At 70.2% G+C, this 26,234-nt stretch carries 22 protein-coding genes and 1 pseudogene; 8 read left to right on the forward strand and 15 right to left on the reverse strand.

The genetic code is table 11. The features are described 5' to 3' along the window. The first annotated feature begins 6 nt into the window (after window positions 1–6). Window positions 7–1,725: a DUF2264 domain-containing protein gene (locus ACIRVH_RS01365; protein ID WP_403947793.1), complete on the forward strand. Its 1,719-nt coding sequence runs from the start codon at window positions 7–9 to the stop codon at window positions 1,723–1,725. Here the strand turns inward: ACIRVH_RS01365 and ACIRVH_RS01370 are convergent. Further along, window positions 1,670–3,058, reverse strand: a complete 1,389-nt coding sequence (locus ACIRVH_RS01370) for a hypothetical protein (RefSeq protein WP_403947231.1) — start codon at window positions 3,056–3,058, stop codon at window positions 1,670–1,672. The two genes, ACIRVH_RS01365 and ACIRVH_RS01370, sit on opposite strands and share 56 nt — an antisense overlap. A gap of 79 nt (window positions 3,059–3,137) precedes the next feature. Between ACIRVH_RS01370 and ACIRVH_RS01375 the strand changes: the two genes are divergently transcribed. Further along, on the forward strand, window positions 3,138–3,506 hold the full coding sequence (locus ACIRVH_RS01375) for a VOC family protein (protein WP_403947232.1): 369 nt from the start codon (window positions 3,138–3,140) through the stop codon (window positions 3,504–3,506). An 89-nt stretch (window positions 3,507–3,595) separates the two neighbouring features. Next, window positions 3,596–4,414 carry an isocitrate lyase/phosphoenolpyruvate mutase family protein gene (locus ACIRVH_RS01380; protein WP_403947233.1) on the forward strand — a complete coding sequence of 273 codons (819 nt, stop codon included), beginning with the start codon at window positions 3,596–3,598 and terminating at the stop codon, window positions 4,412–4,414. On the opposite strand, the gene ACIRVH_RS01385 is transcribed toward ACIRVH_RS01380, so the two are convergent. The 5 genes from ACIRVH_RS01385 to ACIRVH_RS01405 all read right to left on the reverse strand — a co-directional run bounded on the left by ACIRVH_RS01385 (window position 4,348) and on the right by ACIRVH_RS01405 (window position 8,287). Beyond that, window positions 4,348–5,064, reverse strand: a complete 717-nt coding sequence (locus tag ACIRVH_RS01385) for an alpha/beta fold hydrolase (protein ID WP_403947234.1) — start codon at window positions 5,062–5,064, stop codon at window positions 4,348–4,350. The two genes, ACIRVH_RS01380 and ACIRVH_RS01385, sit on opposite strands and share 67 nt — an antisense overlap. Further along, window positions 5,061–5,654 carry a TetR-like C-terminal domain-containing protein gene (locus tag ACIRVH_RS01390; RefSeq protein WP_403947235.1) on the reverse strand — a complete coding sequence of 198 codons (594 nt, stop codon included), beginning with the start codon at window positions 5,652–5,654 and terminating at the stop codon, window positions 5,061–5,063. Before ACIRVH_RS01390 ends, ACIRVH_RS01385 begins: the two co-directional genes overlap by 4 nt. Window positions 5,655–5,715: 61 nt before the next feature. After that, window positions 5,716–7,257 carry a hypothetical protein gene (locus ACIRVH_RS01395; RefSeq protein ID WP_403947236.1) on the reverse strand — a complete coding sequence of 514 codons (1,542 nt, stop codon included), beginning with the start codon at window positions 7,255–7,257 and terminating at the stop codon, window positions 5,716–5,718. After that, window positions 7,254–7,445 carry a DUF397 domain-containing protein gene (locus ACIRVH_RS01400; RefSeq protein ID WP_403947237.1) on the reverse strand — a complete coding sequence of 64 codons (192 nt, stop codon included), beginning with the start codon at window positions 7,443–7,445 and terminating at the stop codon, window positions 7,254–7,256. The genes ACIRVH_RS01395 and ACIRVH_RS01400 overlap by 4 nt, the downstream gene beginning before the upstream one ends. Further along, on the reverse strand, window positions 7,442–8,287 hold the full coding sequence (locus tag ACIRVH_RS01405; RefSeq protein ID WP_403947238.1) for a Scr1 family TA system antitoxin-like transcriptional regulator: 846 nt from the start codon (window positions 8,285–8,287) through the stop codon (window positions 7,442–7,444). Before ACIRVH_RS01405 ends, ACIRVH_RS01400 begins: the two co-directional genes overlap by 4 nt. Before the next feature lie 115 nt (window positions 8,288–8,402). On the opposite strand from ACIRVH_RS01405, the gene ACIRVH_RS01410 reads away from it, so the two are divergent. After that, entirely contained in the window at window positions 8,403–8,801 is a 399-nt protein-coding gene (locus ACIRVH_RS01410) for an ATP-binding protein (RefSeq protein ID WP_403947239.1), read from the forward strand. On the opposite strand, the gene ACIRVH_RS01415 is transcribed toward ACIRVH_RS01410, so the two are convergent. Next, the gene (locus ACIRVH_RS01415; RefSeq protein WP_403947794.1) at window positions 8,794–10,110 is read right to left on the reverse strand and encodes a jacalin-like lectin; all 1,317 of its coding nucleotides are present in this window, start codon (window positions 10,108–10,110) and stop codon (window positions 8,794–8,796) included. The two genes, ACIRVH_RS01410 and ACIRVH_RS01415, sit on opposite strands and share 8 nt — an antisense overlap. A 147-nt stretch (window positions 10,111–10,257) precedes the next feature. On the opposite strand from ACIRVH_RS01415, the gene ACIRVH_RS01420 reads away from it, so the two are divergent. Further along, on the forward strand, window positions 10,258–12,735 hold the full coding sequence (locus ACIRVH_RS01420; protein ID WP_403947240.1) for an NACHT domain-containing protein: 2,478 nt from the start codon (window positions 10,258–10,260) through the stop codon (window positions 12,733–12,735). 165 nt (window positions 12,736–12,900) lie between these two features. Here the strand turns inward: ACIRVH_RS01420 and ACIRVH_RS01425 are convergent, their stop codons facing one another. Continuing rightward, entirely contained in the window at window positions 12,901–13,629 is a 729-nt protein-coding gene (locus ACIRVH_RS01425; RefSeq protein ID WP_403947241.1) for a TetR/AcrR family transcriptional regulator C-terminal domain-containing protein, read from the reverse strand. Between the two features lie 111 nt (window positions 13,630–13,740). Here ACIRVH_RS01425 and ACIRVH_RS01430 point away from each other — a divergent pair, with 111 nt between their 5' ends. Then, window positions 13,741–14,874: an FAD-dependent oxidoreductase gene (locus tag ACIRVH_RS01430; RefSeq protein ID WP_403947242.1), complete on the forward strand. Its 1,134-nt coding sequence runs from the start codon at window positions 13,741–13,743 to the stop codon at window positions 14,872–14,874. Window positions 14,875–15,278: 404 nt separating this feature from the next. Here ACIRVH_RS01430 and ACIRVH_RS01435 read toward each other — a convergent pair whose 3' ends face one another. Continuing rightward, window positions 15,279–16,187, reverse strand: a complete 909-nt coding sequence (locus tag ACIRVH_RS01435; protein WP_403947243.1) for a LysR family transcriptional regulator — start codon at window positions 16,185–16,187, stop codon at window positions 15,279–15,281. Between the two features lie 137 nt (window positions 16,188–16,324). Between ACIRVH_RS01435 and ACIRVH_RS01440 the strand changes: the two genes are divergently transcribed. Continuing rightward, window positions 16,325–17,143: an inositol monophosphatase family protein gene (locus ACIRVH_RS01440; RefSeq protein WP_403947244.1), complete on the forward strand. Its 819-nt coding sequence runs from the start codon at window positions 16,325–16,327 to the stop codon at window positions 17,141–17,143. Window positions 17,144–17,183: 40 nt separating this feature from the next. Next, window positions 17,184–17,780, forward strand: a complete 597-nt coding sequence (locus ACIRVH_RS01445; RefSeq protein ID WP_403947245.1) for an NADPH-dependent F420 reductase — start codon at window positions 17,184–17,186, stop codon at window positions 17,778–17,780. Here ACIRVH_RS01445 and ACIRVH_RS01450 read toward each other — a convergent pair. The 6 genes and pseudogenes from ACIRVH_RS01450 to ACIRVH_RS01475 all read right to left on the reverse strand — a co-directional run. Next, a pseudogene (locus tag ACIRVH_RS01450) lies at window positions 17,779–18,030 on the reverse strand (ATP-binding cassette domain-containing protein); the annotation flags it as partial. The gene ACIRVH_RS01445 and the pseudogene ACIRVH_RS01450 sit on opposite strands and share 2 nt — an antisense overlap. Window positions 18,031–18,135: 105 nt before the next feature. Next, window positions 18,136–21,006 carry a glycoside hydrolase family 2 TIM barrel-domain containing protein gene (locus ACIRVH_RS01455; RefSeq protein WP_403947246.1) on the reverse strand — a complete coding sequence of 957 codons (2,871 nt, stop codon included), beginning with the start codon at window positions 21,004–21,006 and terminating at the stop codon, window positions 18,136–18,138. 12 nt (window positions 21,007–21,018) lie between these two features. Then, window positions 21,019–21,885 carry a carbohydrate ABC transporter permease gene (locus ACIRVH_RS01460; protein WP_403947247.1) on the reverse strand — a complete coding sequence of 289 codons (867 nt, stop codon included), beginning with the start codon at window positions 21,883–21,885 and terminating at the stop codon, window positions 21,019–21,021. Then, window positions 21,882–22,847 (reverse strand): carbohydrate ABC transporter permease, encoded by a 966-nt coding sequence (locus tag ACIRVH_RS01465; RefSeq protein WP_403947248.1) that lies wholly within the window; start codon window positions 22,845–22,847, stop codon window positions 21,882–21,884. The genes ACIRVH_RS01460 and ACIRVH_RS01465 overlap by 4 nt, the downstream gene beginning before the upstream one ends. Before the next feature lie 20 nt (window positions 22,848–22,867). Further along, window positions 22,868–24,130 carry an ABC transporter substrate-binding protein gene (locus ACIRVH_RS01470; RefSeq protein WP_403947249.1) on the reverse strand — a complete coding sequence of 421 codons (1,263 nt, stop codon included), beginning with the start codon at window positions 24,128–24,130 and terminating at the stop codon, window positions 22,868–22,870. Window positions 24,131–24,369: 239 nt separating this feature from the next. Further along, a complete protein-coding gene (locus ACIRVH_RS01475; protein ID WP_403947250.1) occupies window positions 24,370–26,226 on the reverse strand; it encodes a glycoside hydrolase in 1,857 nt (618 codons plus the stop codon). Window positions 26,227–26,234: the final 8 nt, after the last annotated feature.

Below are 26,234 nucleotides of genomic sequence, written 5' to 3' on the forward strand. Positions count from 1 at the left end.
GCCGTGATCGAACTGCCCGCCGACGACCGCTCCGCGAGCCCGTACACCGGCTACACCCGCGCCCACTGGGAAGCCGCCGCCGGCGCCCTGCTCGCCGCCGTCGAGCCCTACGCCACCGCCGACCGCGCCCTCTACCACCTCCCCGGCGACCATGTGAGCCACGCGGGCCACCTCTCCGACGGCCTGGAGGGATACGCCCGGACCCTCCTGCTGGCCGCCTTCCGCCGCGACGAGACCGCGCTCGGCCGCTACGCCGAGGGCCTCGCGGCCGGCCCCGGCGGCGTCTGGCCGCAGGTCGCCGACCGCAGCCAGCCGCTGGTCGAGGCCGCCTCGATCGCCCTCGCCCTGCGGCTGACCCGCTCCCTGCTGTGGGACCGCCTGGACCAGTCGGTGCGCGAGCGGACGGCGGCCTGGCTCACGGACGCGCTCACCGCCGAACCATGGCCCTGCAACTGGGAGTTGTTCCCGGTCACCGTCGGCGGCTTCCTCGCGGAGATCGACCACGCACCCGAGGCCGCCCGCAAGGCCATCGACCGCGGTCTGGAGCGCATCGAGGACTGGTACGTCGGCGACGGCTGGTACACCGACGGGGACGGCCGCAAGTACGACTACTACAACGGCTGGGCCATGCACCTGTATCCGGTGCTGCACGCCTGGCTGGCCGACGACGCCGAACTGCTGGACCTGTACGGCGGCCGCCTCGAACGCCATCTCGCCGACTATGCCCGCCTGTTCGGCGGCGACGGCGCGCCCCTGCACCAGGGCCGCTCGCTGACGTACCGGTTCGCGACCGCGGCCCCGCTGTGGCTCGGCGCACTCACGGGCCGTACGCCCCTCGCGGCGGGCGAGACACGACGGCTGGCCTCCGGAGCCCTGAAGTACTTCCTGGACCGCGGCGCCGTGGACGCGCGTGGTCTGCTGACCCTCGGCTGGCACGGCCCCGACGAGGGCGTCCTGCAGACCTACTCGGGGCCCGCGTCCCCGTACTGGGCGAGCAAGGGCTTCCTGGGGCTCCTGCTGCCTCCCGACCACGAAGTCTGGACGGCGGCCGAGGAACCGGGGCCGACGGAGCGGGCGGACGCGGTGACGGCGATCGCCGGCCCCAACTGGCTTCTGCAGTCAACCCGTTCGGACGGCCTGGTCCGCCTCCACAACCACGGCAGCGAGGACATCCGCTACGACCCGTACTACACGCGCTTCGCGTACTCCACGGTCACGCGGCCCCTCGGGTCCCCGCCCGACAACATCGTCACGGTCGGCGGCGACCCGCTCCGCACGGGCATCGTGCCCCTGGGCGTGGGGGAGGACTGGGCGGCCTCCCGGTACACGGTGGGCTCCGGGGCGGAGGTGACCAGCCTCGTCGTCGCCGACGGCGCGGTGGAGGTGCGCGCCCATCTGGTGGCGGGAGCGGACCCCGGCACCGAGGTGCACATCACCGGATGGGTGCCCTGGGCGGACGAGCAGGCCGAACTCGTCCCGGTCCACGGCCTGTCGCACGGCTTCGCCCTCTCCGGCACGACCTGCGACACCCCCACCCTGTTCGTCGCCCTCGCCCGCCTCACCGAGGACCCCGACCCCCTGCCCCTCCGGGACCTGGCGGCCGTGGAGGTGCGGGGGGACTACGACCTGAGCGTCCGCTGGGCCTCGGGCGAGGTCAGGAACTTCCGGTTCACGGCTTCAGACGGGCGATCCGCAACGTCGTCGTGGTCGGTGACGCCCCGCTGAGCCTGGTCGCGTAGGACGGGGTGACCGGGGCGTACGCCCAGGTCAAGGACCCGTTCTTGGAGACCGCCATGTCACCGGTGATGCGGGCGTTCACCACCTTGTCCGCGCCTACGAACTTGCCGTTCCAGTAGACGAGTCGGAGGTGGGTGCCCGCGAAGGTGCCGGTGCAGGTGCCTGCCGAGCACTTGGCGTTGTTCAGGGACTCCCAGGACAGCAGCAGCTTGTCCTTGCCGTACGGGGCGAGATGGACGTTGACGTGCTCCGTGCCCTTGGTGTTCGACAGGTAGACCGCCTTGCCGGGGCCGGAGTTGCGGTTCTTGAGGAAGGCGATCGCCACCTGGTGGGTGCCGGTCCTCGGGGTGACGGTCCAGCCGCGTCCGCTTGAGTCGTCCGGGTTCTTCTTGGCGGCGGTGGCACCGCGGGAGGCGAAGGCCGTCGCGTACCTGCCGGTGGCGGACTTGACCAGGTCGCCGGTGCGGCTGGGGAAGGTACCGCCGCAGTACCCCGCCCAGCACTGCTCGCGCTGCACCACCGGGGCCTCGTCCGGGGCGCCGATGCCGGTGGAGACGAACAGGCCCGAGCGCCAGTCGTCGAAGCAGAGGGAGGTGAAGGCGCCGGAACTCTCGGCGTGGAGGGCGATGCCCTCGTTGTGGCTGCAGCCCCAGCTCCAACCGCCGCTGAGCTTGGCACCCTTGGTGCTGATGTACGACAGCTTGTCGCCGTAGTGGCCGTCCGCGAAGCCGCCCGCGCCGTGCACGACCAAGTAGGCGCCGTACTTGGCGCCGCTCCAGGTGAGCAGGCCGTCGAGCGTCGGGGCGGTGTCGTGGGAGGCGGTGCTGGTGAGCTTGGTGCGCCAGGTCTGCTTGCCGCCGGTGTAACGGACGATCGCGGCGGCCGTCTCGTTCCACTTGTTGCTGTCGGAGACCCGGGTCAGCAGCGCGAAGCCGTCGTTGTGCGCGACCAGGCTGCCGACCTCCTTGGCGCCCTTGACCACCGTGTCCGCGCCGGAGCGTCGGCCGGCCGCCGTCAGCGGGGTGACGTGGATGCCGTCCGCGGCCGGCCAGGCGACCCGCAGGGTGCCGTTCGGGGCGACCGCTGTGGACGTGCGGTTCCACTCCCGGGTGTTGTTGTAACCGGCCGACAGATACGGGTACTTGGCGCTCAGATGCACCGTTGTGCTGGTGACGGTGAGGTCGGGCGCGGTGGTCGTCGCCGCCCCGGCGGTGGCGTACCACGCGCCGGCGAGCAGTCCGGCGGCCGCGAGGGCGCCGATGGCAGGCTCGCGCGCCACCCGGACGCGGCGGTGACGTGTCGTGCGTCGTGCAGATGTCATGCCCTTCGGTGGCCGCCGGACCGCGAAAGGTTGCCGAACTCGCTTTGCATTCCTGGGGTTGGCCAGCAGAATCCGAGGCATGACTTCCAAGATCCGCCACGTGACGATCGACTGCGCCGACGCCTACGCCCTCGGCAGCTTCTGGGCCCAGGTCCTGGGCGAGCCGCTGCACGAGGACGACAAGCCGGGGGATCCGATGGCTCTGATCGAGGCCGCCGGCGTCCTCTTCGTGACCGTGCCGGAGCCCAAGACCGTCAAGAACCGGGTTCACCTGGACCTCCAGCCGCAGGACCGCACCCGTGACGAGGAGGTCGAGCGGCTGCTCGTCCTCGGCGCTACCCTGGTCGCCGACCACCGCAAGCCCGACGGCACCGGCTGGGCGCTCCTCGCCGACCCCGAGGGCAACGAGTTCTGCGTGGAGCGCAGCGAGGCCGAGCGCGGGGCGTAGCACCCGGAACGGCGGGGCGGAGGCCCCGGACGGCGGCCGATGCGCACAGTTCGGCCAGGGCCGAAACGTTCCGCCCCTAGCGTGGGCGTATGACCGCAGAGACCGCAGAGCCTGCCGCGACCTCCTTCGCCGGACTCCACCACCGCCCCGGCGAGCCCCTGCTCCTGCCCAACGCCTGGGACCACGCCTCGGCCGCCGCCCTCGCGGCCCGCGGGTTCTCCGCGCTGGGCACGACCAGTCTCGCCGTGGCGGCGGCCGTCGGACTGCCCGACGGTGAGGCCGCCACCCGGGAGCACACCCTGCGCCTCGCCCTGACCCTCGGCTCGGAGCCCTACCTGCTCTCCGTCGACGCCGAGGACGGATTCTCCGACGATCCCGCCGAAGTCACCGGGCTGGCACACCAGTTGTGGGCCGTCGGGGCCGTCGGCATCAACCTGGAGGACGGGCTCGGACCGACCGCCCTGCACGCCGCGAAGATCGCCGCGGTGAAAGCCGCCGTGCCCGGCCTGTTCGTGAACGCCCGCACGGACACGTACTGGCTGGGCGACGGCGACGAGACGGACACCCTGCGCCGCCTCGACGCCTACCGACAGGCGGGCGCCGACGGGGTGTTCGTGCCCGGGCTCACCGACCCCGGCCGGATCGCGGACGTCGTCCGGCGCGTCGACGCCCCGCTCAACGTCCTCTACTCACCCGCCGGACCCACTGTGCCCCAGCTGGCCGACCTCGGCGTCCGCCGCGTCAGTCTCGGCTCGCTGCTCTACCGGCGGGCGCTCGGCGCGGCCCTGGACGCGGTGGCCGACATCGCGGCCGGGCGGGTGCCGGGCGGTACGACACCCTCCTACGACGAGGTGTGCGCGCTGGAGAGGAACGTGTCGGCGAGGGCGTCGGCGAACTCCACGGGGTGATCCAGGGTGCCGAGATGCCCGCCGGGGAACTCCACCAAGCGGCTGCCGAGTCGATCAGCGAGCAACTCCGCTGTCCGATACAGGAGTTGACCGCGTGATTCGGCGCCGACCGCGAGGGTGAGGCGGCGTTCCAGGGAGGTGAGGGAGGGGACGTAGGCGGTGAACGGGCGTAGGACATGGGTGAGGAAGACGCCCATCGGGGCTGCGTCGGCGCCCTCGGCGGGCGGCCGTCCGGGACCGTCCAGCGCGCCGATCAGCTCCTCCCGCCGCTCCCGGCCGTCCGGCAGCACCGTCACACACGGCGGCTCGTGCGCCACCACGTGCGCCAGCCGCCGCGGGTGCCGGGCGAGCAGGTCGAGGACGGCGATGCCGCCGGAGCTGGTCCCGAACACGTACGCCTGCTCGTCCGCGGGCAGTACCGCCTCCAGCACCCGGTACGCCCCCTCGCTCCAGTCCGCCGGGCGCTGGTCCGGGACCGCCAGGCCGAGCCGGCCGTGGGCGAGGCCGAGCGGGTCGTACGTCACCACGGTGAAGCGGTGTGCCAGCCGCTCGGTGAGCGGGCCGAGCCCCATGGGGTGCCCGGCGCCGCCGGGCACGAGCAGGAGAACGGGACCGCTGCCCGTGACGTCGTAGGACAGGGGCTCAGTCATCGTTCCTCTTCTCCGTTCCTCATCTCCCGGGGCCAGTGCGTGAGGGCGAGGTGCAGGGCGTCGACCGCCTTGTCCCAGGAGAGCTGGACGTCCCGGTCCGCGCCGAAGCCGCCCGCGGACTCCAGGGCGCAGTAGCCGTGGAAGGTGCTGCGCAACAGGCGTACGGCGTCCGTGAGATCCGGCTCGTCGAGGCCGTAGGCGCGCAGCATGCCGTAGGTGATCTCGGCCGTGCGGCGCAGGGCGGGGGAGTCGGCGATCAGGGCCTGGTCGATGCGGATCTGGGTGGCCGCGTACCGGCCCGGGTGGTCGAGCGCGTACGCCCGGTACGCGCCCGCGAACGCGGCCAGCGCGTCCTTCCCGGCCCGGCCCGCCACGGCCACCGCGATCCGGTCGATCAGCTCGCCGCCCGCGTGCAGGGCGAGCCGGGTGCGCAGGTCGTTCAGGTTGCGGACGTGCGAGTACAGACTCGCGTCCTTCACCCCGAAATGCCGGGCCAGCGCGGACAGGCTGACGCTCTCGAAGCCCACCTCGTCGGCGAGGTCGGCGGCGGCCGCGACCAGCCGGTCGACGGTGAGTCCCGCACGGGCCATCTGACACCTCCTCCTTGGTCACCTAGGGGCAATCCTAGGTGATCTAGGTTCAGGTGGTCACTCAGGCGCTGCAGCGCCTGCCGCCGGCGGCGGACAACTGCACGTCCTCCGCCCTCACGCGCAGCGCATGGCGGGACGTGTCCTCGCCCCGGGCCGGGTCCGGGTCCCAGAGCCAGACGGTGTCACCGCTCGCCTGGAAGACGAGGACCGGGTGGGTCGTCGGTACCGGACCGTTGATGACGGGAATCCTCGGGTCGAGCGGTTCGACGCAGACGAGTTCGCCCCGGATGCCGAAGTACCCGGCCGGGTAGCGCTTCCCGGCGGTGGCGTCCGTGATCGTTCTGTCGGCGGCCCGGTCCACACCGGTCAGCGCCTCGATCGCCACGGACAGGACCGAGACCAGCACCATCAACGGCAGGACCCATCGGACGAGCCCGCTCGCCCCCGTCTGGAGGTTGAAGTGACGGGCCCAGCCGCCCATCGCGATCAGCACCAGCGAACACGCCACGGCCAGCCCGAGCGGCCGCAGCGCCACGGCGTACTGCCAGTAGAAGGCCACGTGCACCGAGTCGGCCGGGATCCCGAAGCGCTCCTCCAGGTACATGGAGTGCAGATACGACCCGGCCCACGGCAGTACGAACGGCAACGGCGCCGCGAGTACGGGCAGGAACCACTGCATGTTGCGGCTGAACCAGGACTCGCTCAGGGCGTACCAGAGGCCGAAGACCGTGAAGCCGAGGAGCAGGGTGAGGAGAACCCCGGCGAACTGTCTGGACGGTCCCGCCGGCTGGGAGTCCCCCCACATGAACCCGAAGGCGGTCAGGCCCCAGACCAGGGCCACGCCGATCCCGAGCCGGACGAGCCACGGCCGGGGCTCGTTGGCGGACACCCACGTGCCCACCGGCCAGCACATACCGAGCGGCCAGGCCAGTGCCAGGAACCGCCAGGGCGTGGTCGACGCCCCGAGGACAATGCCGCACGCGAGACTGACGAGTACGACCACGCCGATGACGGCGAACTGCAGCGCCTTACGGTGTCGATCCCTCGATCCGTCGCGGGGCCGGGGACCGATCGCCCGACGGATGTCGTGCGCAGCGGGGTCGAACGGGGAGCCGCCGATGTTCCGCGCGTTCAACTCGGCCAGTGCGCGGTCGCGTTGCTCTTCGGTGTACTCGCCGCGCAGATGCAGGGTATGGCGTACGTCCCACCCACCGACGGCTATCCAGTGCTCGGCCAGCCACCGCAGAGCGGGGCTCGCGCCGTCCGGCACCTTGTGATGGACGTGGTACGTCGTGTTCGGCTCGGCGGGCCTGGGACGTACGAGCTTGGCCTCGCGTACCCAGACGTCCAGCTTCCGTCGGGCGGCGAGTGTCGTCACCTGCTCGCAGGCCATCGACCTGGCCGTCAAGCGGGAGCCCCGGAGCGGGACTTCGACGACCAGCGCGGAGTATCCGTCGTCCGCGCTGACCGCGTCGCCGTCCCGCGCCGGGCGTACTCGCCATCCCTGAGCGGCGAACACGCCGTCCGCCAGCTCCAGTTCGTCCCGGTCGTCACGTACTTCGACGACCAGACGTACCCGGCGGTTGAAAGGCTCCGGCCTCACCCGCGGTCGCGGGCGGCGAACGCCACGAACTCCGTCCAGGAGGCCGGGGCGAGGGCGAGCCGGGGGCCGGTGGTGTTCTTGGAGTCGCGGACGTGGATGGTGGTGGGGCAGGTGGCGACTTCGATGCAGTCACCGGAGCTGCCGCTGCTGTAGCTGCTCTTGAACCAGGCCGGTTCGGTGGTGGTCATAGTGCTCCTCGCATCTGCTCCAGCAGGCTCCGGGAATCCTCCGGGGTCAGAGCCTGTGAACGCAGTTTCGCATAGCGCATGTGAAGCACGCTGATCTTCTTCGCGTCGGTGAGGAACTGGCTGTTCTCCTGTCCCTCGCAGTAGGCGAACCACTCGTTTTCCGGAGTCTCCAGCAGTTGGATGGGGCCGTCCGTCCCCGCGTGATTGCCGCGCGACATCGGCATCACCTGGAACTCGATGTTGCGCGCTTCCGTCGCCTCCAGGATGTGGTCGATCTGCTCGCGCATGACCTCCGCGCCGCCGGTCTGCCGCAGGATCACATGCTCCTCGGCAATGAAGCTGAACGCCGTGTTGGGGCGCTCCCTCAGCAGCGACTGGCGTTCAAGACGAGCGGTTACTTGAGCCTCGATCTCCGAGTCGCTGAGCATCGGCACTCGGTCACGGAACAACGTTCGCGCATACTCCTCCGTCTGCAACAACCCCGGCACCAACCGGTTCTCGAACGTGTACAGACTGATCGCCTGCTCCTCCAGCTCCGCCCACTGCCGGAACCACGAGGCCAGCCCCTTCTCCCTGGTCGCGTGCTTGTACACCCCCTTCAACACGCCGAACGCGTCCAGGACTTCCTCCGCCCGCTCCACGAACACCCGGGGCGGAAACCGCCGCCCCTGCTCGATGGAAGCGATCGTCCCCGGCTGGTATCGGACCAGCGGCGCGTACTGCTCCTGCGTGTAACCGGCCCGCCTGCGGAAGGCCTTGTGTGCCGTGCCGAACGCCTTCAGGCTGTCGGACGGTTCGGGCTCGTTGGTGGTCTGCTCGATGCTGATGGTGCTGTCGGTCATGTCGACCAAGGGTCACGGAACGTCACGGCGACTGTCCAGAGCGTGAACTCGTACAGTGGGCAGCGTACGAGTTCTGTCGCTGGCCGACTTCCGTGCCCGGCGGGACGGTTGGGGCATGCAACGTACGTTCACCCAGCTCTTCAGCGCGACACCGCACGGCGCCCGGCAGGCGCGGCAACTGGTGGCGAACCGGATGAATGTATGGGGGTTCGCACACGGAAGCGAGGTGAGCGACACCGTCACCCTCATCACCGCCGAACTCGCCGCGAACGCCGTACGACACGGTCGGGTCCGGGGGCGCGGCTTCCGCGTCCGGTTGCTGCTGGAGGACGGTGTCGTGCGCGTGGAGGTGCTGGACGCGCGCGTGGAACGGCTCCCCATGCGGGCGCAGGGGGAGCCGGACGAGGGCGGGCGCGGGCTGCTGATGGTCGAGGCGCTGGCGGAGAAGTGGGGTGTGGAACTCCGCCCGGACGGCGTGCACAAGACGGTCTGGGCGGATGTCCCGCTCAGCTGATCGGCGCGTACAGCACCCCCAGCTTGTCGATCTCGTTGCCGGAGCGGCCGGTGAAGCCGACGATCTGCCGGCCGGACGGCGCGGTGAAGGTGGCGGTGTCCGTGGTGGACGTACCGGCGGAGAGGGTGCGTCCCTTGTCCGTGCCGAAGGCGGCCGAGAAGATCCGGGTACGGCCGTCCTTCTGGCCTTCCGTCAGCTTCACCGAGGTGAGGTGCTCACCGGAGGCCAGGGTCAGGGAGGTCGCCGTGCCGCCCGTGCCGCCGTGGGAGAGGACCGTGCCGCCGTCGTGGGTGAGGGAGACCGCGTCCAGACGGGCGTCGCCGCGCAGGGTCAGCGTGCGGGGGGCGAGGGCGGCCGGGAGGTCGTCGGCGTCGTTGAAGGCGCTGCCGTGCGGGCCGCCGAAGAAGTCGCTCGCGCGGAGCTTCGGGCTGAGGGTGTAGGAGAAGCCGACGGTGTGCGGGAAGTGGTCGGAGAGGTTTCCGCCGCCGGCGTCCAGGAACGTGGCCCACTCGTCGTTGTAGCGGGTCGCGTTCAGGGAGACCAGGTCGCTGCCGCGATAGAGGACCTTGTCGACCACCTCGCAGTCGTTCGGCGGAGCCGACGTCGGGCACAGCAGCGGGTCGGCGCCCTGCGCGGGTGCCGTACCGCCCTTCACCAGCTGCACCCACGCGTCGGTCAGGCCGTTGTCGTCGACGAGTGTGCGGATGTTGTCGCCGGCGCGGGTGTAGCGGGTGTTGGTGTCGCCCATGACGATCACCGCGTTGCCCGCCGAGTTGGCCTTGATGAACGCCGACACCTGGGCGATGTTGGCGCGGCGGGCGGCGAGGGCGTCGTCGGTGTCGTCGGCGTTGGGGTGCAGGTTGTACAGGTCGACGAAGACGCCCTCGGCCAGACGCACCCGCGCCAGCGTGAAGCCCTTCGGGGTCAGGCAGTTGGTGCCGGTGCAGTCGTTCCACTTCACCCGCTCGAAGTCCTCGAAGGGGTACTTCGAGAGGGTGTTGAGACCGTCGCCGATACCGGCGCCGCCGCTGGTGGCCGTGCGGTACGGGTGGTTGTCGCCCGCGTACAGCGCCGCGTGGTAGTTGAAGTCCTCCTGGACGTTCACGATGTCGTAGACCGCCAACCGCGGTGAGATCAGCGGGGTGTTGGTGGCCGGGTGGCTGGAGCTGAGGCCCTCCGGGAGGCCGGCCACGTTGTACGTGAGCACGTTGAACGTGCCGGAGGTCGCGGCCTGGGCGGTGCCGGTGGAGGCGGTGAGTCCGGCGAGGGTCAGGGCGCCGGCCGCGAGGGCGGTGAGGAGTCGTCTCATGGGTCGCATGGGGACCATGTTCATGCCAACGTGTTAGGTTTTGAAGGATAGTTGGGAAAACTGTTCAACTCATCCAGTTTCACCCACTAGTGTGGCGACGCTCCGAACGGATGCCCGTCGCGGCTCGCGTAGGCAACTGTTGCTTGGATGAGCGGTGTTGTCCCTGGAGCACGGGTGCGGCGTGCCGGGATCGTGTACCTGACCCTGCTGGCCGCGGGCACCGCAGGAGCGCTCCTGGTCGCCCCGCACCTGGAGGACCCGGCGTCCGTGCTAGCGGCGATCCTGCCGACCTGGGCCGGTGCCTATCTGGCCTGGAGCGCCTACCGGGCCGACCGGGTCGAGGCGGCTGTGGCACCGAGCCCCGCCGAGGCGGCCGACAGGCTGGCCGACGCCGTACGACGACAGTGGGAGGCCGAGGCGGCGATACGGCGCCTGGCCGACCCGTATCCGCTGCCCGTCGCCTGGCAGGGCACCGACCGCGACCTGGCCGAGGCCTCGGACCCGCAGCGGCTCGCCGGCCGGGACGATGAGATCGCCGACGTCTTCACACGGCGCGTCACGGCCCGGCGGCTGCTGGTCCTGGGCGAGCCGGGGTCGGGCAAGACCCTCCTGCTGGTGCGGCTCGTGCTGGCGCTGATCGAAGGACGACAGGCCGACGAGCCGGTGCCGGTTCTGTTCTCGCTGGCCTCCTGGGACCCCGCCGCGCTGGATCTGCGGACCTGGATGGAGCGTCGGCTCGTGCAGGACCACCCGGAGCTCGGTACCCCCGCGTCCGATGTCTATGGGGGGCGGGTCACCCTGGCCGGCCTGCTGCTGGAACGGCGGCTGGTCCTGCCGGTGCTCGACGGGTTCGACGAACTCCCGGCTGCGATGGGGGCGCTGGCCCTGCACCGCGTCAACGAGGCCCTGCCGTACGGCTGTGGCATGGTCCTGTCGAGTCGTCCGGGCGAGTACCGTGCGGCACTGCGGCCGCGTGGCGCGGTTCCCGCCCGGCTCGCGGACTTGGCCGGCATCCACCTCCTGCCTCTCGGCGCCGGGGAAGTCGCGGATTACCTGCAACGGGACGCAGGCGGCCCTGGCGCCCCGGCAGCCGGGCGTTGGAGCACGGTGACCCAGGTGCTGGGGACGGCCGAGCCGGTGGGGCAGGCCCTGACCAGCCCGTTGATGGTGTCTTTGGCGCGGTCCATCTACAACCCGCGCCCGCAAGAGGGGCACGAGCGGCTGCCGGATCCCGGAGAACTGCTGCGGCTACGCACCCGCACGGCCGTGGAGCACCACCTCCTCGACGCCTTCCTCGACGCCGCGTACCGGCCGCACGCAGGCCGCCTCTCCCGGTGGAGCGCTACTCGGGCTCGCCCTGCCCTTCGCTTCCTCGCCCGATACACGGGGCGCGGACGCGACGGCGCTGCCGAACTCGCCTGGTGGAAGCTCCGGTACGCCGTTCCTGCCGCGCTGCCCCAGGTGCTGGCCGGAGTGCTGCTGGGCATCGCGGCTTGGCTGTTCGAGGGTCTGATCATGGAATTGACCCACCATTTCACCCCGGACCGGGTACCGGTGCGCTGGGACGAGCGGGGCGGCCTCGGCGTCGTGGCGGCCGGGATCTGCGGCGGCCTGACCTGCGGGCTCGCTGCGGGCTTCACCGTCATGGTGCTGTGCGTTCTCGTTGTCACGCCCGACGTCACGGCTGCGCTCGTGCTCAACCGCGTGGCCGACGGCACCTCACTGGCCCTGGTCGGAGCGATCATCTCCGGCTTCGCCTTCGGTAGCCGGCCAGGTCTGCGGCGGCCCGCCGACTGGGATCGACGGGCCCTGGCGGCCGGAGTCGTGGCCGCCGGCTGCTATGCGGCGGCGTTCGGCAACGGCTGCGGCACGGTCAGCGCCCTTCTCTATGGTGTGGCCGCAGCTGCGGTGGGCGCGGACGGCGTGCTCGCCGACCCCGCCTGTCCGGCCGCCCGGGTGCGCTGGCACTGGAGTCTGCGGGGTCTCGGCCGCGGACTCCTGGTCGGCATGCTGCTCGGCGGCAGCATCCTGCTGGAAGGACTGCTTGCAGATGTCCTGTCAGGCGGCGACGGCGTCGAGTACATTGCGCCGCCGGATTCGCTCGCGGCGTTCTGGTCGGCCGAGCAGACCGGCGCGGTGTTCGCCGTGTCCTGCGTGCTCGTGCACGGACTGCGCGCCGTCCCGGTCGATCTGGGCACCTCGATCGACGGCCGAGCCCTGCTCGCCAACGACCGACGTACATTCGTCAGTTGCGTATCGGCCGCGGCCGTCGTCGGCGCCGTGATCATCGGGTTCCAGGGCTGGTGCGCCGTACTGACGGGCTCGACGCGGGTGTGGGGCGCCGGGGCGGTCGGCGGGCCTCTGTGGGCGTTCGTGGTCGGACTGATCCCGGCCGTCCTGACCGGGTTGGCCATCGGGATCCGACAGGCTGCCTGGGGACACTACGCGGTTGCCCGCTGCTATCTGGCCCTGCGCCAGGGACTGCCGTATGACCTCATGGCGTTCCTCGCGGACGCCTACGACCGGGGTGTGCTCCGGCGGGTCGGTGCCGTCCACCAGTTCCGGCACCTCGAATTGCAGCACCGACTCGCTGCTGCAGACGGGCCCAGTAGCGGCGGAGAGTGACCGAGTGGCCGTCGCGCATCTCGGCCGTGATCATGGGGTGGCGGACGACCTTCAGCGCGACGAGCTCACCGTCACCAACGAGCTGCCCAGGTTGCGCGCCCAGGGTGCCGTCGAGGGGCTGGTGCGGAGTTCCCCGATGAACCCCCAGTTGGCGCTGTCGAATCGTCAGGGCCGGACGGGGAGGTTGGCCTCCCATCCGTCGAGAAGTCGTTCGAGTCCCAGTTCGAAACCGCGCTCGGCGCTGTCGGCCGCGTGAGGAAGTTCGGCATCACGAATGACGCGGGCGAGGAGTGGATGGCGCCCGGCCCTGACGACTTTGTCGAGGTAGGGCGCGTGGGCGTCCATCCATTCCTGGGTGCCGACTCCGGAGCGTCGGACGGCTTCCTGCTGGGCGAGCTCGCCAATGGCGTAACCGCGGACGAATGCCTGCAGCGTGTTGACGACGGTGATCATGACGTCGATGTCGAAGCCGAGGGGATCGAGGGCGGCGAGTGCGTGTTCGGTGGCATCGAGGGAGTTCGGTCCAAGTGATGGGCGCCCTGCCGCGAGGGAGGCCATCCAAGGATGCCGGTGGATGGTGGCCCGGGAGCGATGGGCCAGTGCTCGCAGGTCGCCGCGCCAGTCGCCGGTGGGGGCAGGCAGCCCGCCGTCTTCGGCCGCCACGGCGTCGAGCATGAGGTCGAGCAGGTCGTCCTTGGATGCCAGGTAGCGGTAGAGCGAGGCTGTGCCCGTTCCCAGTTCCTTGGCGACGCGCCGCATGGACAGTGCCTCGATGCCCTCGGCGTCGGCGATCGCGATGGCGGCGGCGGTGATCTCCGCCCGGGTGCGTGAGGGTGCGGGGCCTTTCGCGGCCCGCTCCGGCCGGTTCCAGACCACCGTGTGAGCGTCGTCCATCGGGTTTCCCTCCTCGCTACTGCGCTCACTGTTCGCAGTAGTGCTATCGTGCCACCATTACTGCGAACACTGTACCCGAGTAGAGCGTGACCAGCCGAAAGGGAAACCACCATGACCACTCCCGCCACGATCATCGGCGCCGGGCTCGGCGGCCTGACCCTCGCCCGGGTCCTGCACCTGCACGGCATCCCCGCGACCATCTACGAAGCCGAGACATCGACGGACACCCGCACGCAGGGCGGCCAGCTCGACATCCACGAGTACAACGGGCAGCTCGCCCTCGAAGCGGCCGGCCTCACCGACGAGTTCCGCGCGATCATCCACGAAGGCGGCGAGGCCGTGCGCGTGCTCGACCAGCACGGCGCGGTCCTGCTCGACCAGCCCGACGACGGCACGGGCGGGCGCCCCGAGGTGCTCCGCGGAGACCTGCGTCGGATCCTGATCAACTCGCTGCCCGGCGAGATGATCCAGTGGGGACACAAAGTCACCAGTGTCCGCCCCCTCGGAGACGGAAGGCACGAGCTGACGTTCGCCGACGGGCCGACCGTGACGACCGGCCTCCTCGTGGGCGCGGACGGCGCCTGGTCGAGGGTCCGGCCGCTGCTCTCCGACGCGAAGCCCGAGTACGTCGGCACGTCGTTCATCGAGACCTACCTGTACGACGCCGACCAGCGCCACCCCGCAGCGGCCAAGGCCGCCGGCGACGGTTCCCTGTTCGCCGTCACGACTGGCAAGGGGATCCTCAGTCATCGAGAGGCCGACGCCGTTCTGCACACCTACGTCGCGCTCAATAAACCGCAGGAATGGATCGCCGCCATCCTCGCCAGTCCCGAAACGGCGGCGGCCCAGGTCGCGGCAGAATTCACCGGATGGGCTCCTGAACTCATCGCACTCATCACTGACGGGGAAACCGCCCTCGCCCCGCGCCCGATCAGCGCCCTGCCGATCGGCCACCGGTGGGACCGCGTTCCCGGAGTGACGCTGCTGGGCGACGCCGCCCACCTCATGTCACCGTTCGCCGGCGAGGGCGCCAACCTCGCCATGCTCGACGGCGCCGAACTCGGCAAAGCCATCGCCGCACATCCCGACGACATCGAAGCCGCCCTTGCGGAGTACGAGCAGGCTCTCTTTTCCCGCAGCGCCCGGTTCGCCGCCGAATCCGACAAGAACCACCAGCTCATCTTCGGCGACAACGCCCCCGCCGGCTTGCTCAACCTGCTCACCGGCCAGGAGCCGACCGAGTGAGCAGGGCCCACAGATCCGCGATCGTGAGCCGCAGGCGTCGGTCTGGCCGCCCCCACGGCCGGCACCCGCACGGACAAGCCGCTGCTGACGTTGAAGCAGATCGCCGCCGCGTTCGGCGACGTGCCGAGCGACCGCGCCGACGCTGGGGCGTGCGTACCGCTCCAGGGAGCGGACGGAGGCGTGGCGGCAGCGGGCCGGCAGCATTGGGGTGGAGGCAGCCAGGAGACCGTCAAGACGTTCGTGTCCTGCAGTCTCGGCAAACTCGGGCTTCGCGACCCCGTTCAGGTTGGTCGTGTACGCCTACCGCCGGGGGCTGGTGATCTGATGCGGGTCCGAACAGGGCCGGCCGTGCGGCATCGAGGTGGTCGCGTGGACGTATGGGTGAAGCGGCCGGACGGCGCCGACTACGACGACGTTCCGCACATGGCCAGCGCGGTTCGCGCCAGCCCGCGCAGCCAGGCGTGGGCGTGGTCGGTGTCGTAGCGCTGATGCCATGACAGGTATATCGGTGCCGACGGCAGTTCGAGCGGGAGGGGGAGCACGACCAGGCCGAGGTCGGCGACCGCTGACCGCGTGGTGGCTTCGGGGACGCAGATCAGGAGATCGGAGCCGCGCGCGAACTCCAGCGCGGCCGCTTCCGTGGGCGCGGTCGCCACCACGCGGCGGGTGAGGCCGAGCCGTGCGAGGGCGTCGTCGAGGGCATTGCCGAGGTTTCCACGTCGCGAGACGGTGACGTGCTCAGCGGCGGCGTACCGCTTTGCGGTGACGGTCCTGACGCGGGTGAGGGGGTGCCCCTGCCTCACGACGATGACGAGGCGAGTCTCGCCCACGCTCTCGGCACGGATGTCCGGCGCGCTCGGCCGGTTGGCGTTCGCCTCCAGGTCCACCTCGCCGCGCCGCAACTCGGGGGTGTCGATGCTCGATTCCGCGACGAAGCGCAAACGCACACCCGGCGCCTGTTCGCGCACGGCCGAGAGCAGTGTGGGGCCGCTCAAGGCGACCAGGGAATCATGCCAACGGAGTGTGAAAGTGCGCTCCAACGTTGCCAGATCGAGTTCACGGCTCGGTGCCAGCACCCCCTGGACCTGGTGCAGCAGCTCGTGCACCTGTTCCCGGACGGCGATCGCATACGGCGTCGGGGTCATCGTGCGGCCGGTGCGCACCAGGATCTGATCCCCGGTCGTGCGCCGGATTCGGCCCAGACTCCGGCTCATCGCGGGGGCGGTGACATGCATGCGTGCGGCCGCCCCGGCCACACTGCCCTCCTCCAGCAGCGCGTCGAGCGCGGCGAGCAGGTTCAAATCCAATTGCATGTGAGTAATCCTAGCCGTGCTTTACATGCATTTGAAGTTAATCAAGGGGCTGTATACCTTCGAGGCCAGAGCGCAGAACACAGCGCACAGTTCGGCCCGAGCGGCCTCATCACCTCCTATTCAAAAGGGAGTTCACCATGTCCGAAACGCTTCAGACCACTGACGTCGCCGCCTCCGACGCCGACCTGCTCGGCCAGACCGCGATCGCCGTACGCGCGGCCGGTTCGGCGCTGCGCGAGCGCTTCGGCGAGGTGGTCCGCCACCAGACCCGCGAAGAGCTGATGCGCGCGCTCGCCGCCAACGACGACACGGCCCTCGACATCCTGCGCCCCCGCCTCACGCGCCTGCGCCCGGACGCCGGCTGGGTGGAGGACGAGCTGGACGGCGGGGCGCTGCCGTCCGGCGAATGGTGGGTCGTGGATCCGGCCGAAGGCAACGTCAACCACCTGCACGCCCTGCCGGAGTGGGCGGTGACCGCCACCCTCGTGCGTGAGAACCAGCCGGTGCTCACCGCGGTCCACCTGCCGTTGACCGGCGAGACCTACACCGCGCTCACCGGCGCGGGCGCCTACCTCGACGGCCGACCGCTGCACGTCTCCCCGACCGCGGACCTCGGTCTGAGCATCGTGGCCACCAGCCAGGCCCGGCCGGACGAGGACGAGACGGTCGTGCGGCGCGTCGGCTCCTCGATCACCGCGATGCTCTTCGACGCGCTCGTCGTCCGCACCGCCGTGCCCGCGACCCTGCACCTGCTGAACGTGGCCGCCGGCCGGATCGACGCCTTCTGGCAGTTCGCCGGCGCCCGCGCGGACCTGCTGCCCGGGGCGCTGCTCGTCACCGAGGCCGGCGGACAGATCTCCGACGCCGAGGGCCGCCCCTGGACCCCGCAGAGCGAGAGCCTCCTGGCCGCCGCGCCCGGCGTCCACGCCGAGGCCGTCGCCACGCTCTCACGCTGACCGCGCACCACAACTGCACGCACGGAAGGACCAGATCATCATGACCACGATCGCAGTTCTCGGAAACGGCCGTGTCGGCGGCAACCTGGCCACAGCCCTCACCCGGGCAGGGCATGAGGTGACCGTGGCGGACCGTGCGCCGGGCGCCGCCGCCGACGCCGCCCGGACAGCCCAGATCGTCATCAACGCCACCCCGGGCGCCGGCTCGCTGGAACGGCTCGTCGCCCTGCGCGAGGAACTGCGCGACAAGATTCTCGTCGACGTCTCCAACGCCACCGTCGACGGACCGGACGGACTGCCTGCCCACCTGATCTACCCCGGCTCAAGCCTCGCCGAGCAACTCCAGGAAGCGCTCCCCGAAACGCGCGTCGTCAAGACACTCAACACCATGCTCTTCCCGGTGATGACCGCGCCGGCCACGCTCACCCAGGCGCCCGACGTCTTCCTCTCCGGCGACGACCCGCAGGCCAAGCAGACCGTTGGTGAACTGCTCATCAACCTCGGCTGGCGCAAGGAGTGGATCACCGATCTCGGCGGGATCCAAACCGCCCGCGCCACGGAGGCCGCAATACTGTTCGTACCGCACGTGATCCGGTCCAGCGGATTCGCGCCCTTCGCGATCTCGATCGCCCGCTGATCCGCACACGGTGCACCGCCACCGCACCGATGTTACGGGCGTTGCGCTCTCGCTCCCGGTACGGCATCACGCCCGCGACCCGTGCCTCGCCGGACGTGGGCGTGAGGATGCCGGTGAGCATCTTGATGGTGGTCGACTTGCCCGCGCCGTTCGGGCCGAGCAGGGCGAGGAGTTCGCCCGCGGCGACGTCGAAGGTGATGTCGGAGACGGCGTGCTTGGCGACGCGCTCCGGGGCGATCAGGGACCGCACTCGATATGTCTCCTCGTCTGCCGGATCCAACGTACGCGGGACGCGACCGCGGTCGGCCGGGGATCAACAGCCGGCCGACCGCGGAAGGTGTCAGGACCGTGTCGGTCACCTGGTCTCCGAGGCGGGGGCCTCGGAGAAGACGAACGAGAACTCCGCCGGCTCGGCCGCCAGGTAGTACTGGCGCAGCGGGCCGGGGCCGCAGGACTGGGAGCCGAGGCCGTGCTGGCCGTGGTCGAGGTTGACCCAGACCGTGTCGAGGGGGGTGAGGTCGGTGCGGTGGGCCGCCGCGTCCAGCTGCTCGGTGGTCCAGCGGCGGGCGGTGAACCAGAACTCCGGGTCGCCTTCGACGCGCAGACCGCCGATCTCCGCCCACCGGACGTCGGCCCGGGCGCCGTTCTCCTGCGGACGGACGTACGGCGTCTGCAGATCGTCCACGGTCGACTCCCAGCGGCCGACCGCGGACGCCGTCCTGCTGTCCGGGTACGCCTCACCGGGGCCGCCGCCGTACCACCGCACACGGTCGGCCGCGGACAGCCCCAGGCGGATGCCGAGCCGGGGCAGCGGCACGGTCCAGTCGCCCTCCGGTGTCACGGACACGGTCAGCCGCAGACGGGTGCCGTCCGACGTCCAGCGGTACACGGTCGACAGCCCGACCTCCCTGGCCGCCGGCGCCACCCGGGTGCGGACCGTCAGCGCGTCGTCGCCCAGCTCCACCGCGTCGAGGCGGTGCCGCATGCGGTGCAGGCCGAGCTTGCGCCACAGCAGGCCGTGGCGGATGTCCGTCTGCCAGGCCGCGCCGTCGTCGTTGTCGGTCGTCGCCCGCCACACGTCCAGGCGCAGCCCGGTGACGGCCACCCCGCCGACGGTGCGCAGCGCGCCGGTGCGGGCGTCGAAGGAGGCCGGGCCGAGGGTGATCAGGCCGTCCCCGAGCACCGGACCATCGGTCGCCGCGACCGCCGGCGCCTGGCGCGCGGACACGGCGAACTGCCCCCAGGCGACGACATGGTCCCGCGGCGCCCAGGGGGTGTCGGCGGCGAGCACCGCCCGTACCGTCCAGTGGGCCTCGCCCGCCGGGGCGGTGGCCGGCGGCTCGGGCAGCTTCACCTCGGCCGACTCGCCGGGCGCCAACGCGGGCACCGTCAGGGCGCCGGAGCCGACCGTCTCGCCCTCCACCTGGTACGACCACGTGAACGCCAGCGCGGACAGGTCGGCGAAGTCGTACTTGTTGGTGACGCGGACGGTGCCGCCGCTGCCGTCGCCCTCGAGGGCGACCGGTTCGATCACCTTCTTGAACTCGACCAGTCCGGGCGAGGGCTGCCGGTCCGGGAAGAGCAGGCCGTCGCAGACGAAGTTGCCGTCGTGCAGCTCCTCGCCGAAGTCGCCGCCGTACGCGTAGCCGTACCGCTCGTCCTTGATGCCGTGGTCGATCCACTCCCAGACGAAGCCGCCCTGGAGCCGGTCGTACGACTCGAAGAGCCGCTGGTAGTCGGCGAGTCCGCCGGGGCCGTTGCCCATGGCGTGGGCGTACTCGCAGAGGATGAAGGGGAGTTCGCGGCGTCTGTGGGTGCCGCCGTCCAGCCCGCGGCCGATCCGCTCGACCTCGGCGTGGTCGGCGTACATCCGCGAGTACATGTCCGTGTCACGGCAACCGAGGTCGCCCTCGTAGTGCACGAGGCGCGAGGAGTCCCGGCCACGGATCCACTCGGCCATGGCGGTCAGGCCGCGGCCGGTGCCGGCCTCGTTGCCGAGGGACCAGATGACCACCGAGGGGTGGTTCTTGTCCCGCTCGACCATGCGGGCGGCGCGGTCGAGCAGGGCCGGGGTCCAGCGGTCGTCGTCGACGGGGTTGTCCTGCCAGGCCTGCTCCGTGAAGCCGTGGGTCTCCAGGTCGCACTCGTCGATCACCCACAGGCCCAGCTCGTCGCACAGGTCGAGGAAGGCGGGGTGCGGCGGGTAGTGGGAGGTGCGGACGGCGTTGATGTTGTGCCGCTTCATCAACAGCACGTCCTCCCGCATGGTCTCCAGGTCGAGCGCGCGCCCCTTCTCCGGGTGCCACTCGTGCCGGTTGACGCCCTTGAAGAGCACCGCCCTGCCGTTGACCTTGATCAGGCAGTCCGCCAGCTCCACCGTGCGGAAGCCGATGCGCAGCGGCACCCGCTCGCCCTCGGTGGCCAGCACGCCGTCGTACAGCTGCGGACGCTCCGCCGTCCACGGTTCGACCGGCACCGTCACCGGCTCGCCGGTCGCGGTGTCGATGCCGAGACCGGGGACGGTCACCCGGCCGTCCACGTCGGAGTCGACGCGCAGCGTGCCGGTGCCGGTCACGTGGTCGTAGGAGGCGTGCACGAAGAAGTCGAGGGCGCTGCCTGCCGGGCGGTGCAGCAGCGTGACGTCACGGAAGATGCCGGGCAGCCACCACTGGTCCTGGTCCTCCAGGTACGAGCCCGCCGACCACTGGTGGACGCGGACCGCCAGGACGTTGCCCCCGGCCTTCAGCAGATGGCCGACCGCGAACTCGTGCGGCAGCCGGGAGCCCTTGAACTCGCCGATGTCCGTGCCGTTCAGCCAGACCCGGGCACAGGACTCCACACCGTCGAAGCGCAGGACGGCACCCCCGTCGGCCGGCCAGTGGGCCGGCAGGTCGAAGACGCGCAGATGGTCGCCGGTCGGGTTCTCGGTCGGGACACGGGGCGGGTCGACCGGGAACGGGTAGAGGTGGTTGGTGTAGATGGGGGAGCCGTGCCCCTGGAGGACCCAGTGGCCGGGGACCGACACCTCCGCCCAGCCACCGGCGTCGTACCCCTCCTGCGCGAAGGAGTCGTCCTCGGCGTCGGCCGTGTCCGACAGCCTGAAGCGCCAGCTGCCGTTCAGCGAGAGGGAGGTGGCGTCCGAGGACGCGTACCGGCCCCGGGGCGGCAGCGCCCCGGATCCCGGCGAGACGTTCTCGACGTACTCGGTGGTGGTGCGGAAGGACATCGGTCTCCTAGCTCAGCCCTTGATGCCGGTCTGCGCGATTCCCTGGACCAGCCAGCGCTGGAGGAAGAGGAAGACGAACAGCAGGGGCAGGATGGAAATGGCGGTCGCCATGAAGATCAGGTGATAGTTGACGGTCTGGTTGGTCATGTACGACGACAGCGCGACCTGGACCGTCCAGGCGCTCGGGTCCTGGCCGATGACCAGCGGCCACAGGAACGAGTTCCAGCCGTTGATGAAGGTGATCGTGGCGATCGCCGCGAAGAAGTTCAGCGAGTTCGGCACCACGACACGCCAGTACGCGCCCCAGTGACCGAGCCCGTCCACGCGCGCCGCCTCCTCCAGCTCCTTCGGGAACCCGAGGAAGTACTGCCGGAACAGGAAGCAGGTGAAACCGCTGAAGAGGCCCGGGATGATGAGGCCGCGGTAGCTGTCGACCCAGCCGAGGGACGACACGAGGACGAAGCTCGGGACGAAGGTGACGGCCGTCGGGACCATGAGGGTCACCAGGACGCCGTAGAAGATCTTGTTGGCGTGCCGGTAGGGGATTCGAGCCAGGGCGTAGCCAGCGAGGGAGCACACGAGCAGCGTGCCGACCGTGTGCAGGATGCCGACGACGAGCGAGTTCCACATCGACCGGCCGAAGTCGACCGTGGGATCGTCGAACGGCTCGGTGAGGTTGCCCCACTGGACGTGAGTGGGGAAGAACTTCCAGTTCTCGCCGGTGATCTCCGGGTCCGTGGACAGGGCGTTGCGGACCAGCAGGTAGAAGGGGATGAGGAAGAGGAGTGCGGCGACGCCGGCGGCGATGTAGAGGCCGGTGGAGCTCATCAGGCCGCCGCGCCTGGCGCGTTTGCGGGTCTCGGGCACGGTGGTGGTCACCTGGACTCGTCACCCCTTCCGAATCCCATGATCCTGCCCTGGAACAGGGTGACGACGCAGATCAGCACGGTCAGCACCATGGCGCCGGCGCTGCCCTTGCCGTAGTTCTGGTCCTGGCCGAGGGCGGTGTAGTACAGGTCGACGAGCGGCGGGCGGCCCCAGGTCGTCTTGGACAGCAGGTTGAAGAACTCGTCGAAGGCCTGATAGGCGGCCACGAGCAGCAGCAGGATCACGGCCGTGGACGTGGCCCGCAGCTGCGGCAGCGTGATGTGGCGGAAGGTCTGCCAGCCGGGCTTGGCACCGTCGATGGCGGCGGCCTCGTACAGCTCCTGCGGGATGTTCTGCAGCGCGGCCAGGAACAGGATCATGTAGAAGCCGGACTGCAGCCACAGCCGGGCGGTGACGATGACCAGCCAGTACCAGGGCGGGTCGGGGTTGGCGAGCCAGGCGATGTTGTCGACGCCGAACCAGCCGAGGACGGTGTTCGCCAGGCCGAAGCGCACGCCGTTGAAGAGGGACATCTTCCAGATCAGCGAGGCCGCGACATAGCTGCACGCCGTCGGCAGGAAGAACACCGACCGGTAGAACGCCCGCATGAACTTCAGGCGGTTCACCAGCAGGGCGAGGCCCAGGGAGACCGCCCAGGTGGTGGGCACGATGAACGCGGCGAAGACGGTGAAGGTGACCAGCGAGCCGGTGAACTGGCTGTCCGTGAAGATGTCCCGGTAGTTGTCCAGGCCGACGAAGTCGCTGGGTGTGACGGTGAAGCGGGCCTCGAAGAAGCTGAGGTAGAGGCTCCAGAGGATGGGGATGTAGACGAAGACGATCAGCCCGATCAGGAACGGGCTGGTGAAGAGCCAGAAGTTGAAGGTGCGGCTGCCGCGCAGCCCCCGCCGCGGACGGGTCCTGGTGACCTCGGCCGGGGCGGGGCTCGCGAGACCGCGCGTGGTGGTCGTCGACATGTCGTGGTCCGTCCGGCGGCCTATCCGAACAGCTTCTTCAGTTCGGCGTTCACCGTCTTGTCGCACGTGTCGAGCGCGGCCTCCGGGTCACCGCCCTTGCGGACGCAGTCGGCGAAGACGTTCTCCGTGGCGGTGATCATCGCCTGGGTCCAGCCGATGTTGTCGAAGTGCCCGTACTCGTCGAAGAGCTTCACGCCCTCGGCCGGCAGGCCCGACTTCAGCTTGGTGGCGGACTGCGCGATGGAGGTGCGCGGCGGGATGTGGAAGCCGTACGAGGTCGCCCAGTCCTCCTGGTACTTCTTCTGGTCGATCCACAGCCACTTCACGTACTCCTTGGCCGCCTCGACGTTCTTGCCCTTGGCGTTGACGAACATCGACCAGCCGCCGTTGTAGACGGAGGGCTTGCCCGCGTCGGTGACCTTCGGGAACGGCATGATGCCGAGGTCGTCGCCGAGGGTCTGCTGGAACTGCGGCATGGCCCACATGCCGCAGAACTGGATCGCGCACAGGCCCTGGTTGAGCGCGGACGGGTCCCAGTAGTCGGCCGGGGCGTCGAGCAGGAGGTCACCGCTGGTGAAGAGCTTGCGCATCTTCTTCAGACCCTCGACCACGCCGTCCGTGTGGTACGCGATCCGGTTCTTGTCGTCGAGGGTGTCCGCGCCGGCCGACCAGATCATCGGGTTGATCACCGCGTGCAGGTCGTTGCCGAGGAAGAGGCCCTTGACCTTGCTCGTGGTGAGCCCCGCGGCCGCCTCGATCAGCTCGTCCAGGGTGGTGGGCGGCTGGATGCCCGCCTTCTCCAGCAGGGACTTGCGGTAGAAGAAGAACTGCGGGTCGTCGATCATCCGGACGCCGTAGATCTTGCCGTCGACCGTGTGCGACTTGATGTCGGCCTGGTTGAAGTCGTTCTTGACGGGATCGATGATGTCGGTCAGGTCCGCCACCTGCCCGCTCTTGACGAGCTGGATCTGCGGGTGGAACTCGAACAGGTCCGGGGCCTGGTCGGTGAGCAGCGACGCGAACAGCTTGCTCTCGAAGTTCGAGCCGGTGATCCACTGTGTGGTCACGTCGGCCTTCGAGTACGCCTTGGCGTAGCGCTTGATGGCCTGCTCGGTGCCGGCCTCGCCGTACGCGTGGAAGTACTGGACGAGGTTCTTGCCCGAACCGGAGCCGCCACCACGCCCGTTGTTGCCGCCGCACGCGGCGAGCGTGCCGGCGGCGGCCAGGCCCGCTGCGGCCCGGAATATCGATCGGCGGTCCCAGTTGCTGCTCAGTGCCGACATGCTGACGTCCTTGTCTGTCGAGTGCTGCTGCGGCTCTCCGCCTGAGAGCCAGTTGGCTCGAATTGCCTTGCGGTGCCGGGACGTTAACCTTCGGCTAAGGCTTCGGCAAGGGGTTGGACGAAGCCTGTTCGAAGCGTTGTGCCCGGTTCGGAATCCCGAACGGGGTTGTGGGGAAAGGGAGATGAGGGCCGCCGGGTCAGGAGTGTGGCCGGCGGCCCTCGGTCATGGGGTGGCGCGGACTACTGCCTGGTCCAGGCCTCGTTGGTGCCGCCGTTGCAGCTGTAGAGGATCACCTTGCTGCCATCGGCGGTCGCCTGCCCGCTGACGTCCAGGCATGTGCCCGAGGCCTCGTTAACGATCTGCCCGTTGGAGTTCAGCAGCCAGCGCTGTGCGCCGTCACCGGTCGCGGCGGACGAGGTCAGCCCCGAACTCCCAGCAGTCAGATAGCCGTTGGCACCCTTGAGCGTGCCGTCCGCGTCGTACGACCACGACTGCCCGGCCGAGCCCGTGCAGGTGGCGAGCGCCGCGCCCCTGGCGTCGGCGGTCAGGCACTTGCCCGACTGCTTGCCCACCAGCGCCCCGGTCAGTGCCGAACTGCCGTGACCCCGCTGGTCGAAGACGTACGTCGTGATCGAGCGGGCCGCGAGCGTCGCCGTGGCCGTACCGCCGCGGACGGCCGGCCTCGCGACCTCGGCCCAGTTCTCGTCGGCCGAGGTGCGCACGGCCTGGGCGGCCCGCACCGGGGTCGCGCTGTTGAAGTGCAGGTTCAGTGCGGTGTCGGTGGTGTTGTGGTTGTTCACCACGACGACCCACCGTCCGTCCCGGTCGTAGGCCGACACCTCGACGCCGTCCGGCGCCCCGGTCACGTTGTGCGCGACCGAGCCGGGCTTCACGAACTTGCTGTACTGGCCCAGCGCGTAGTAGCGCTTGGTGAAGTACAGGGTCTGGTTGCCGTTCGTGGCGTAGTCCGGGTCGTAGTAGATCAGGCCGTCGTTCCAGCCGTCGTCGTTCCTCGCCAGCGGGTCGCTGCCGATCATCTCCGACAGTGCCACCCACCACTGGAACGCCGAGTCATGGGCGGTCGCGAAGTCCTTGTAGATGATCCGTGACAGGTTCAGCCCGCCGTCGATCGTCGGGTCGTACTCCTGCGCCCAGCCCGTACCGCCCTTGCCGAAGCAGCAGATCTCCGTCGACCACGACTGTTTTCCGGCCGCCCTGGAGGTCTCGTAGACCTTGGCCCGGTTGGCGTCGCCGGGGTTGTCGTACGTGTGGTGGGCCAGCTTGGAGACGTACTGGGCCGTGCCCGGTTGTGAGATCCACTGGGGGACCTCTTCGTTGAACTTGACCGTGCTGGTCGACTCGTCGGCGATGATGCCCGTCTTCTGGTGCCGGGCCCGCTGTTCGGCGCCGAGCGCGCGGACGATGTCGTCCCGCTGGGAGGGGTCGACGAGCATGCCCTCCTGGCCGCAGGAGTCGAAGCTGTTCGTCGGCTCGTTGAAGGGGCTGATGTAGTCGAGGTTCACGCCCTGGCGGGCGAAGTGGGCGGTGACGTCGGCCATGTACGTGGCGAAGTCCTGCTCGTTCTCGGCCTTCAGATAGCCGCCGCAGCTCTTGCCGTTCGTCTTCCAGGCGGCGGGCGCGCTGTTGACGAACCCGATCAGGTCCTTCACGCCGTACCTGGCGGCCGCGTACAGGAAGTACCGGCCCGCCTTGTCCTTGCTCCAGTCGTAACCGCCGTCGGAGGTCAGGAAGTCCTCGGGGGCACGCGGGGCGTACGTCACGCCGGTACCGCCTCCGCCGATGTTGTAGCGGTACGCGCTCAGGTCCAGGCCCTGCCGCGAGAACAGCAGCCCGGCGACCCGGGCCTGGACCTTGGGGTCGAAGTTCTTGAGGTCGTTGACCCACCAGGCGCCCGAGGCGCCGAAGTCGTCGATGGTCTGGGCGGCGTGGGGGGAGACCTCGGCCGTCGCGGGTTCGGCGGCGCTCGCGGCCGGGGAGGTGAGGAGCGCTCCGGAGACAACCAGCGCGGCAGCGGCTGTCAGCAGGACGGATCTCCTGGTGCGGGGGTGGCCGGTGCGGGGGTGAGACACGTGCATCCCTTCCG

This window comes from Streptomyces sp. NPDC101165 (genome assembly GCF_044768135.1).
Taxonomy (GTDB): domain Bacteria; phylum Actinomycetota; class Actinomycetes; order Streptomycetales; family Streptomycetaceae; genus Streptomyces.